9 protein-coding genes are annotated in these 10,321 nt (G+C 32.1%); all 9 read left to right on the top strand.

Going from position 1 to position 10,321, the window contains the following annotated elements; genetic code table 11:
• Positions 1-251 precede the first annotated feature (251 nt).
• Positions 252-1,349 carry an RNA-guided endonuclease TnpB family protein gene (locus FVE74_RS10985; protein WP_147004530.1) on the top strand — a complete coding sequence of 366 codons (1,098 nt, stop codon included), beginning with the start codon at positions 252-254 and terminating at the stop codon, positions 1,347-1,349.
• 405 nt (positions 1,350-1,754) lie between these two features.
• Positions 1,755-1,892: a 50S ribosomal protein L34 gene (rpmH, locus tag FVE74_RS10980; protein ID WP_006805377.1), complete on the top strand. Its 138-nt coding sequence runs from the start codon at positions 1,755-1,757 to the stop codon at positions 1,890-1,892.
• A 158-nt stretch (positions 1,893-2,050) separates the two neighbouring features.
• Positions 2,051-2,371: a ribonuclease P protein component gene (gene rnpA, locus FVE74_RS10975; protein WP_147004529.1), complete on the top strand. Its 321-nt coding sequence runs from the start codon at positions 2,051-2,053 to the stop codon at positions 2,369-2,371.
• Positions 2,371-2,580, top strand: a complete 210-nt coding sequence (gene yidD, locus FVE74_RS10970; protein ID WP_147004597.1) for a membrane protein insertion efficiency factor YidD — start codon at positions 2,371-2,373, stop codon at positions 2,578-2,580. Before rnpA ends, yidD begins: the two co-directional genes overlap by 1 nt.
• Positions 2,581-2,663: 83 nt before the next feature.
• Complete coding sequence (locus FVE74_RS10965; RefSeq protein ID WP_018498406.1) at positions 2,664-3,350, top strand: YidC/Oxa1 family membrane protein insertase; 687 nt, start codon at positions 2,664-2,666, stop codon at positions 3,348-3,350.
• Positions 3,319-4,134, top strand: a complete 816-nt coding sequence (locus FVE74_RS10960; protein ID WP_147004528.1) for a protein jag — start codon at positions 3,319-3,321, stop codon at positions 4,132-4,134. Before FVE74_RS10965 ends, FVE74_RS10960 begins: the two co-directional genes overlap by 32 nt.
• Before the next feature lie 29 nt (positions 4,135-4,163).
• A complete protein-coding gene (mnmE, locus tag FVE74_RS10955; protein WP_147004527.1) occupies positions 4,164-5,531 on the top strand; it encodes a tRNA uridine-5-carboxymethylaminomethyl(34) synthesis GTPase MnmE in 1,368 nt (455 codons plus the stop codon).
• 185 nt (positions 5,532-5,716) lie between these two features.
• The gene (gene gyrB, locus FVE74_RS10950; protein ID WP_147004526.1) at positions 5,717-7,699 is read left to right on the top strand and encodes a DNA topoisomerase (ATP-hydrolyzing) subunit B; all 1,983 of its coding nucleotides are present in this window, start codon (positions 5,717-5,719) and stop codon (positions 7,697-7,699) included.
• A gap of 42 nt (positions 7,700-7,741) precedes the next feature.
• Complete coding sequence (gene gyrA, locus FVE74_RS10945) at positions 7,742-10,303, top strand: DNA gyrase subunit A (protein ID WP_172617474.1); 2,562 nt, start codon at positions 7,742-7,744, stop codon at positions 10,301-10,303.
• Positions 10,304-10,321 lie beyond the last annotated feature (18 nt).

Here is a 10,321-nt window from a genome sequence, read left to right as displayed (position 1 = left end):
AATCAAACTAAATACAAAAATCCTGGAAAATATTTATAATCTATCTTACAAATTTTACTTTAACAAAAAGATAGCAAGAAGTCTCCGACTTCTATAAGTGGGAGATGAATTGCTTTTTTTATAAAAAAATTGAAAAAAGGATACTCTTATGATACAATTTTTGTATAAATATGGAAGAGAAATCGTTAATGATAAAATTTCTAAAGAAATAATTAAAAATAATATTCAAAATCAAAAGGAGGTGTAATTTTATGAAATATAATTTAGCATTCAGATACAGAATTTATCCAAATAAAGAGCAGGAATTATTGATAAATAAGACTTTTGGATGTGTTCGTTTTGTTTACAATACGATTTTGTACACTGCTAATAAAATTTATGAAGAAACTGGAAAAAATAAAATAATTACACCTGCCAGTTTGAAAAGTGAAAATCAATTTCTAAAAGAAGTAGACAGTTTGGCACTTTCAAATGCTCAATTAAATGTAAGACAATCGTTTACGAACTTTTTTCAGAAGAGAGCAAAGTTTCCAAGGTTCAAATCTAAAAAGAATAGTGTTAAAAGTTATACGACAAATTGTGTGAATAATTCAATACGAATTGAGGAAAACAAATATTTGGTTTTGCCAAAATTGAAAAAAGTTAAACTAAAATATCATAGAGAAATACCAAAGGATTATAAAATAAAGTCGGTAACATTGACAAACAGTAATGGAAATTACTATGTTTCTGTTTTGACAGAATTTGAAAAAGAAATTCAAAAAATCCCAAATAATGATAAAGTAATTGGACTTGATTTTTCAATGTCTGAATTATTTATCAGTTCTGAAAACCAAAGGGCTGATTATCCAAAATATTTTAGGATGTTGGAGAAAAAATTGAAAAAATTACAAAAATCATTATCGAGAAAAGTAAAATTTTCTAAAAATTGGTATAAGCAAAAAGCGAAAATATCAAAATTGCATGAGTATATCAAAAATTGCCGAAGAGATTTTCTACATAAATTATCGAAAAAATTATCTGAAGCGTATAATGCTGTAGTTGTTGAGGATTTGAATATGAAAGGGATGAGTCAGGCATTAAATTTTGGAAAAAGTGTAGGAGATAATGGATGGGGAATGTTTTTAAGAATGCTTGAGTATAAACTGATGTTTTTAGGGAAACAGTTTTTGAAGATAGATAAATGGTTTCCATCATCCAAAACTTGCAGTAAATGTGGAAACGTTAAAGAAAAATTGAAATTATCAGAAAGAAGTTATAAATGTGAGTGCTGTGGAATTGAGATTGATAGAGATTACAATGCGGCACTGAATATAAAAAACATTGGAAAATTGATATTGGAATATTAGAAAAATAAAAGAAGACAGGGTAGGAACTATCCAAAGAGCTTGGTAAATATATTTGGCTAACAAAAGCAGATACTTCCCAAGAAGCTCCCGCTTCTAAAAGCGGGAGTAGTTCACTAATATTAAAAACGCTTTTACTTTATAAATTTACAATATACAATTTCAATTGTGTATTTATACTATTCAATGATACTATATTAAATTTATTAGTATTTTTTAAGATCAAAATCTATTATTACCAGATAAATCAAATATAATTTTTTCAACAATACATAAAAATAATTATAAATACAATATAAATTGAAATTTAAATATAAACGGCTTAAAACTTGACTTTTTTTTGAATATTGTATATAATATTTACAAAAGACAATAACTTTTTTAAAAACACGAAAGAAAGGATAAGAAATGACTAAAAGAACATATCAACCAAATAAAAGAAAAAGAAAAAAAGATCATGGATTTAGAAAAAGAATGCAAAATAAAAGCGGAAGAAATGTTTTAAAGAGAAGAAGAGCTAAAGGAAGAGCTAAATTATCAGCATAACCCGGTGTTAAATTCAACACTGGGTTTTTAAAAGCATTAATCTAAACAAATTAGGAGAGCTTTTTTATATAATAAAGATTTCTTGAAATTTGTCTGAATTTAAAGATTTTGAATATCTATTAAGCTCTCGTTTATCTTAAAATCTAAAGAAGAGAAATATGTCTATTAACAAAATAAAGAAATCAAAGGATTTTTCATTAATATATAACAAATCAAAAAAAATGCATACAAAGTATGCTATTATTTTTATAAGAGAAAATAATAAACAGCGATTTGGCTTTGTAGCCAGCAAAAAAACTGGAAATGCAGTTCAAAGAAACAGAATAAGAAGAATTTTTAGGGAATTTGTGAGAATACATAAGGATAAATTTAAAGAGAATACTGATTATGTATTTGTTGGCAAGTCTATTTTGAAGGATAATTTAAAAAATTTAAAGTATAAGGATATAGAAAAGGATATTATCAAGGTGATAAAATGATAAAAAAAATATTATTATTTATGATAAAAATTTATCAAAAGGGCATTTCACCTTATTTAGGGAGAAGATGCAGATTTTATCCAACTTGTTCGGAATATTCACGACAGGCAATTACAAAATATGGAGCAGTAAAGGGGACTTACCTGACAGTAAAAAGGTTGTTAAAATGTCATCCTTTTCATAAGGGTGGATATGATCCGTTAAAATAAAAAAAGAGAAAGTTTAAAAATTAAAAAAAGTTTCACGCAAAAAGGCAAGTGAAATTTTATTATAAAAATGGAGGAAATTATACATGTTTAAAATACAAGCACTAGTCGATTTTGTCGTACATATTTTGAATGCGATATACGGTGTTGTAGGAAATTATGGGATAGCAATAATAATTGTTACAGTTTTAATGAGAATAATTATATTCCCTTTGACATTGAAACAGGAAAAGTCAATGAAAAAAATGAGGGAATTACAGCCTGAACTTGAAAAAATAAAAGAAAAATATAAAGACAATCCACAAGAATATCAGCAAAAAACAGCTGAACTTTATAGGGAAAGCGGAGTAAATCCACTAGGAGGATGTCTGCCATTATTAATTCAAATGCCTGTGTTCGTGGCATTATACTGGGCTTTTAGCGGAAATGCCATTCCAGCAGATGCAAAATTTTTATGGTTTACATTAAAACAGCCTGATAGACTGTTTATGATAGGAAACTTTGCATTTAATCTGCTGCCAATTTTAAATGTTGGTGTTACTTATATTCAACAGAAAATAATGACAAGTGCAACAAGTGGACAGGAATCTAACCAGCAAATGCAGACAATGCTGTATATGATGCCTCTTATGATGTTATTTATATTTTATAAAATGCCATCAGGAGTAACGTTATATTATTTAGTTTCAGGGGCTTTATCATTAGTTCAGCAGTATTTCATTTTGAAAGGAAGAAGTGATGATGGAAAAGATAATATTAAAAGCTCAAAATGAGGAAGAACTTAAAAATATGATAAGCCGTTCCTTGACATTGAAGGAAGATGAAACTTATCAGGTAAAAGTTTTAAAGTATCCTAAAAAAATATTATTTGTAAATATAAAAGGTGAATATGAAATTGAAATTGTTAAAAAGTCTGAGTTAAAGGCTAATAGTGAAATAAAAACACAAGAATCAAAAGTGCAAAGCGAAAATAAAATTGTAAAAAAAGAAACAAGAAATTATGATTTACAAAAGGAAAATAATCGAAATAGCAATACCAAGAAGAACTATAAAAATGAAAATTTTGAAAATAATGGAAAAACTAGTCAAGAAAACTACTCTGATACGAATATAGATAAGATTAGAGGTTTTTTTAAGGAATTTATTGTGAGTGTAAGGCTGGATGTGAAAATTGTGAATGTTAAGAAGGAAAATAATGGAAAATATTTAGTTGTTCTTGATGGAAAGGATATGAGATTTTTAATTGGAGAAAAGGGGAGTGCCTTGAACAGTTTGGAATATCTGATAAGCACAACTAAAAAATTTAAGCATTTAAAAATTTCTGTTGATTCTAACAACTATAAGGAAAAACGTGAACATTCATTAAGGGATTTGGCTAGAAAGAAAGGGAAAGCTGTTTTATCGACTGGGAATGCGATAAAATTAAATCCTATGGCCTCACACGAACGTAGAATCATTCATGAAGAAATTTCATTTATGAAGGGATTGAAAACTGAAAGTGTAGGAGAAGATCCAAAAAGATATTTGATTATTAAAAAGCTGGATGAAAAAAATTAGAAAAATGATTTTAGAAATAGAGGTTTAAGATGTTATTTGATACAATTGCGGCTATTTCCACTCCAAAAGGTGAAGGTGGAATTGCCATAATAAGAATATCTGGAGATAAATCATTTGAAATACTGGACAAAATATTTGTTAAAAAGAACCCAAATGCTGATTTGGGTTTTTATAAATTAAATTACGGATTTATCAAGGATGGTGAAAAAACAGTAGATGAAGTGATGGCTGTTAGGCTAAAAGCTCCAAAAAGCTACACTTGTGAAGATATTGTGGAAATAAATTGCCATGGTGGAACACTTGTTTCAGAAAAGGTGCTTGAGCTTGTGTTGAGAAATGGGGCAAGACATGCTGAAAGCGGTGAATTTACAAAAAGGGCATTTATGAATGGGCGAATAGATTTATCGCAGGCTGAGGCGGTTATGGATATAATTCAAGGGAAGACGGAAAAAAGCGTGTCTTTATCGCTGGATCAGTTAAGAGGGGATTTACGAGATAAAGTGAACCAGTTTAAAAAGGCATTGCTTGATATTACGGCTCATGTGAATGTTGTGCTGGATTATCCTGAGGAAGGGATTGACGATCCATTGCCGGCTGAATTGAGAAATAATTTGGAAAAAGTCTATGAAGAGGCAAATCGTCTGATTGATTCTTATGATACGGGGAAAAAAATAAAAGAGGGAATAAAAACGGTTATTGTGGGAAAACCTAATGTGGGAAAATCTACATTGCTGAATGCTCTGCTTCACGAGGAAAGAGCGATTGTAACACATGTTGCAGGGACAACACGGGATGTTATTGAGGAAATAATTAATATAAAGGGAGTTCCATTAGTTCTGGTGGATACGGCTGGAATCAGAAAAACTGATGACATTGTGGAAAATATTGGTGTGGAAAAGTCTAAGCAGTTTATTGGGAAGGCTGATTTGGTGCTGCTTGTGCTGGATGCTTCAAAGGGGCTTGAAAATGAAGATATAGAAGTTATAAATCAGATTAAAGAAAATAAAAAGAAAGTTATAGTATTATTGAATAAGATTGATTTAAATAAAAAAATTAATCTTGAAGGACATAATCTGGAAAATATTGTTGAAATATCAGCAAAGGACAATATTGGAATTGAAGATATGCAGGAAAAAATTTATTCGTATATTGTGGAAGAAGATGTGGAAAACTCATCAGAAAAATTGATAATTACAAATATTCGTCATAAAACAGCACTTGAAAAGACAAAGGATGCGATAAAAAATATTTTTGAAACGATAGATATGGGGCTTCCTATGGATTTGATTTCTGTGGATTTAAAGGAAGCATTAGATTCACTTTCGGAAATTACTGGGGAAATATCATCTGAGGATATTTTAGATCACGTATTTGGGAATTTTTGTGTTGGGAAATAAGGCGATTTCTTGTTTGAACAATAAATTTTTGTGAATTTTGAATCATGTCATTATTTGGCAAAAAGTTTAAAATTGCTTTGTTATTGCAACGGATAGATGCTATTTTTGCTTTTCATAAGAAAAGTTTAGAGTAATTTGAAATAAGAGAAGATATAAAGTTTGGTATAAAATGGAGGGAGTAAATAATGGCTAATAATTATGGAGCAGAAGCTATTACAGTTCTGGAAGGGCTGGAAGCGGTTAGGAAGCGTCCTGGAATGTATATTGGGTCGACTTCGTCACGTGGGCTTCATCATCTTGTGTGGGAAATTGTGGATAACAGTGTGGATGAGGCGCTTGCTGGAGTTTGTGATAAGATTACTGTGAAAATATTGGAAGGAAATATAATCGAAGTAACTGATAATGGACGTGGAATTCCTGTGGGAATGCATAAAACAGGAAAATCAACATTGGAAGTTGTACTTACAGTATTGCATGCTGGTGGAAAATTTGACAACGACAACTACAAAGTGTCAGGTGGACTTCATGGAGTTGGAGTATCTGTTGTAAATGCCTTGTCAGAGTGGCTTGAGGCGACCGTCACGCGTGATGGAAAAGTTTTTCGACAGACATATAGGCGGGGTGTGCCAGCAACGCCTGTGGAGGAAATAGGCACAGCTGACGAGAATGAACATGGAACTGTAATTAGATTTAAGGCTGATGATGAAATTTTTGAAACAACAGTTTATGATTATTCTGTGCTGGAATCACGTTTGAAGGAATTGGCATATTTGAATAAGGACTTAAAAATTGAGCTGGCTGATGAAAGAAATGCTGATGATATAAAAACTGAAGAATTTTTGTTTGAAGGTGGAATAAAGGACTTTTTAAATGAAATTATTGATGATGAAAAAATTATTGATGATGTGATTTACATGGCTGATAAAATGCAGATTGAGGAAGCTAAAGAAGTGGAAACTGTGGATGAAAACGGAAATACTGTGAAAAAACACCGAAGCGCAAAATTTGTGGAAGTGGAAATCGCTATGAATTATACGACTTCTCAAAGGGAAAATGTCTATTCATTTGTAAATAATATAAATACACATGAAGGCGGAACTCATGTCAGCGGTTTTAGAACAGCGCTTACAAGAACTATTAATGATGTTGCAAAGCAGATGAACCTGATTAAGGATAAAAATGGAACATTTCAAGGAACAGATGTAAGGGAAGGGCTAGTCTGCGTAATAAGCGTAAAAATACCTGAGCCGCAATTTGAAGGGCAAACAAAGACAAAACTTGGAAACAGTGAAGTAACAGGAATTGTATCAAATATTGTTGGAGGAAATTTAAAATTTTATTTGGAGGATCATCCAAAGGCAGCTGAAAAAATCATTGAAAAAATGGTAATGTCTAAAAGAGCAAGAGAAGCTGCGAAAAAGGCAAGAGAACTTGTACTTAGAAAAAATACGCTGGAAGTTGGATCACTGCCTGGAAAACTGGCAGACTGCTCCTCAAAAGATCCAGCTGAGTCAGAAATTTTCATAGTCGAAGGAAACTCGGCAGGAGGTTCTGCAAAACAGGGAAGAGATAGAAGATTTCAGGCAATATTGCCGCTTCGTGGAAAAATATTAAATGTGGAAAAATCAGGAGTGCACAAGGCTCTGGAAAATGCAGAAATTCGTGCGATGATTACAGCCTTCGGAGCTGGATTTGGGGATGATATGGATATAAAGAAATTGAGATACCATAAAATCGTAATTATGACAGATGCCGATGTTGACGGGGCTCACATTAGGACATTAATGCTGACATTCTTTTACAGACATTTAAGGGAATTAATTAACGAAGGCTATATTTATATTGCACAGCCGCCTTTATACAAAATTCAGGCTGGAAAGGCGATTAGATATGCCTATTCAGATGACCAGCTAAAGCAAGTGACAAAAGTTTTGGAAAAAGATGGAAGAAAATACACAATTCAACGTTACAAAGGGCTAGGAGAAATGAATCCAGAACAGCTTTGGGAAACTACCCTTGATCCAGAAGTGAGAACATTGTTAAAAGTTTCGATGGAAGATGCATCTTATGCGGATAAGATGTTTAATATTCTGATGGGGGATAAGGTTGAACCTAGAAGGAAATTTATCGAAGATAATGCAAATTATGTAAGGAATTTGGATATTTAACAAATGGAAGTATAGAATTAGAGAAGAAAAGAGGTGCAGATGATGTCGGACGATTTTAGAGATGACGAGGAAAGAGAAGATGAAATAACGGAAATGGATGAGAATGATGATAGGGAAATAGTTGTGGAAGGAATGCCTAAAGCAACAGATTTGTCGAATGAGGCGAATGTTTACATTGAGGATGAGATAAAGGCTGCTTATTTGGATTATTCGATGAGTGTAATTGTAAGCCGTGCTTTGCCAGATGTAAGAGACGGATTAAAGCCTGTACATAGAAGAATTTTGTTTTCCATGAGTGAAATGGGGATGAGTCATAAAACTCCATTTAAAAAATCGGCAAGAATTGTCGGGGATGTATTGGGGAAATACCATCCGCATGGGGATTCTTCTGTTTATGGTGCGATGGTTAGAATGGCTCAGGATTTTAATATGAGATATGAACTTATTGATGGACATGGAAACTTTGGTTCAATTGATGGGGATGAAGCGGCGGCAATGCGGTATACGGAGGCTAGAATGGCCAAAATTACTGAAGAGCTGCTTGCAGATATTGGAAAAGATACGATTGACTATAGAAAGAACTTTGATGAAAGTCTGGATGAGCCAGTTGTATTGCCTGCTAAATTGCCTAATTTGTTACTAAATGGAGCAAATGGGATTGCAGTGGGAATGGCTACAAATATTCCGCCACATAATTTAGAGGAAGTAGTTGATGGAATTGTTGCATTAATTGATAATCCTGAAATTTCAATTGATGAATTGATTACTTATATAAAAGGGCCAGATTTTCCAACTGGTGGTATAATTAACGGGAAACAAGGAATTTATGATGCGTATAAAACTGGACGTGGAAAATTAAGAGTCGCAGGACGTGTGGAAATTGAAACTTCAAAAACTGGGAAAGAATCGATTGTTGTGACAGAATTGCCGTATCAAGTGAATAAATCTAGGCTTATTGAAAAAATTGCAGATTTGGTAAAACAGAAGAAATTAACAGGAATATCTGATTTACGGGATGAAACTGACAGGGATGGTATTAGAATTGTAATTGAGCTGAAAAAAGGTGAGGAAAGTGAATTAATCTTAAACAGCCTTTATAAATTTACCGATTTGCAAAATACATTTGGTGTAATTATGCTTGCTCTTGTGGATAATGCACCAAGAGTATTGAATTTAAAGCAGGTTTTGCAAAAATATTTAGAGCATAGATTTGAAGTAATTACGAGAAGAACTGAATTTGAGCTGAAAAAAGCTAGAAATAGGGCTCATATTTTGGAAGGATTTAAAATTGCTCTTGATAATATTGAGGAAGTAATTAGAATTATACGTGCTTCTAAAGATGCAAATGTTGCACGGGCTGAATTAATTGATAAATTTGAATTTTCAGAAATTCAGGCAAAGGCTATTTTGGATATGAGATTGCAAAGACTTACTGGGCTTGAAAGAGATAAGATTAATCAGGAATATAATGAACTTATGAAATTAATTGAAAAATTAATGGGAATTTTGTCTGACGATTCAAAAATATATGGTATAATTAAAGAGGAAGCACTTAAGTTAAAGGAAGATTTTGGGGATGAACGTAGAACTGAAATTAGAAATGCAAGAGCTGAAATTAGCATTGAAGATTTGATTAAGGATGAGGAAGTTGTTGTAACGCTTACAGAAAAAGGTTATGTAAAACGTGTGGCAATTGATACTTACCGTTCTCAAAAGCGTGGCGGAATTGGAGTAAATGCTACAAATACAGTGGAAGATGATGTTGTAAAGGATATGTATATTGCCAAGGCTCTTGATACATTGCTTATTTTTACAACGAAGGGAAAGGTATTCAGCATAAAAGTTTATGAAATTCCTGAAACTGGAAAACAGGCTCGTGGAAAACTTATTGGAAATATTATAAATTTAGACAATGATGAGAAAGTTAGCACTATAATAAAAGTTCGTGAATTTGAAAAGAATAGAAATTTATTCTTTGTAACACGAAATGGAGTTGTTAAAAAATCTGAACTGACATTGTTTAGTAATATTATGAAGGCTGGAAAACGGGCAATCAGATTAAATGATGATGATGAAGTTATGTTTATTGGACTTACAAGCGGAAGCGGAGAAGATGAAATCTTTGCGGCAACTAGAAATGGTATTGCCATCAAATTCTCTGAAAAAGATGTAAGAAGCATGGGAACATCAACAGTTGGAGTAAGGGGAATTACATTACGTGATAAGGATAAAGTTATTGGAGCTGCAATTATTAATTCTGAAATGGATGACGATAAAATGAGATTCCTTACAATAACTGAAGAAGGTTATGGAAAACGAACAAAACTTTCTGAATACAGACTTCAGTCAAGAGGCGGAAAAGGGCTCATCAATGCAAAACTGAATGATAAAACAGGAAAAATTGTAGATGTAAAAATCGTAAGGGAAAATGATGAAATTATGCTTATTACTTCAGAAGGTACGTTAATTAGAACAAGCATTAATGATATTACTGTGCAAAGTCGTTCGGCAACAGGTGTCAGAATAATGAAAGTTAGAAATAATGAAAAAATTGCCTCTGTTGTAAAAATTACAGAAGCTCCTGACTTTAGTGAAGAAAAATAGGTTAAATAAAATTATCAT

Source organism: Leptotrichia wadei (assembly GCF_007990445.1).
Classification (GTDB): domain Bacteria; phylum Fusobacteriota; class Fusobacteriia; order Fusobacteriales; family Leptotrichiaceae; genus Leptotrichia; species Leptotrichia wadei_A.
Note: the sequence above shows the minus strand (reverse complement) of the source record. Positions and strands in the feature narration are given on the sequence as shown.

Coding starts and splice junctions, on each gene's coding strand:
- FVE74_RS10965 (WP_018498406.1), top strand. CDS start 2,664: ATGTTTAAAATACAAGCACTAGTCGATTTTGTCGTACATATTTTGAAT.
- rpmH (WP_006805377.1), top strand. CDS start 1,755: ATGACTAAAAGAACATATCAACCAAATAAAAGAAAAAGAAAAAAAGAT.
- mnmE (WP_147004527.1), top strand. CDS start 4,164: ATGTTATTTGATACAATTGCGGCTATTTCCACTCCAAAAGGTGAAGGT.
- rnpA (WP_147004529.1), top strand. CDS start 2,051: ATGTCTATTAACAAAATAAAGAAATCAAAGGATTTTTCATTAATATAT.
- FVE74_RS10985 (WP_147004530.1), top strand. CDS start 252: ATGAAATATAATTTAGCATTCAGATACAGAATTTATCCAAATAAAGAG.
- gyrA (WP_172617474.1), top strand. CDS start 7,742: ATGTCGGACGATTTTAGAGATGACGAGGAAAGAGAAGATGAAATAACG.
- FVE74_RS10960 (WP_147004528.1), top strand. CDS start 3,319: ATGGAAAAGATAATATTAAAAGCTCAAAATGAGGAAGAACTTAAAAAT.
- gyrB (WP_147004526.1), top strand. CDS start 5,717: ATGGCTAATAATTATGGAGCAGAAGCTATTACAGTTCTGGAAGGGCTG.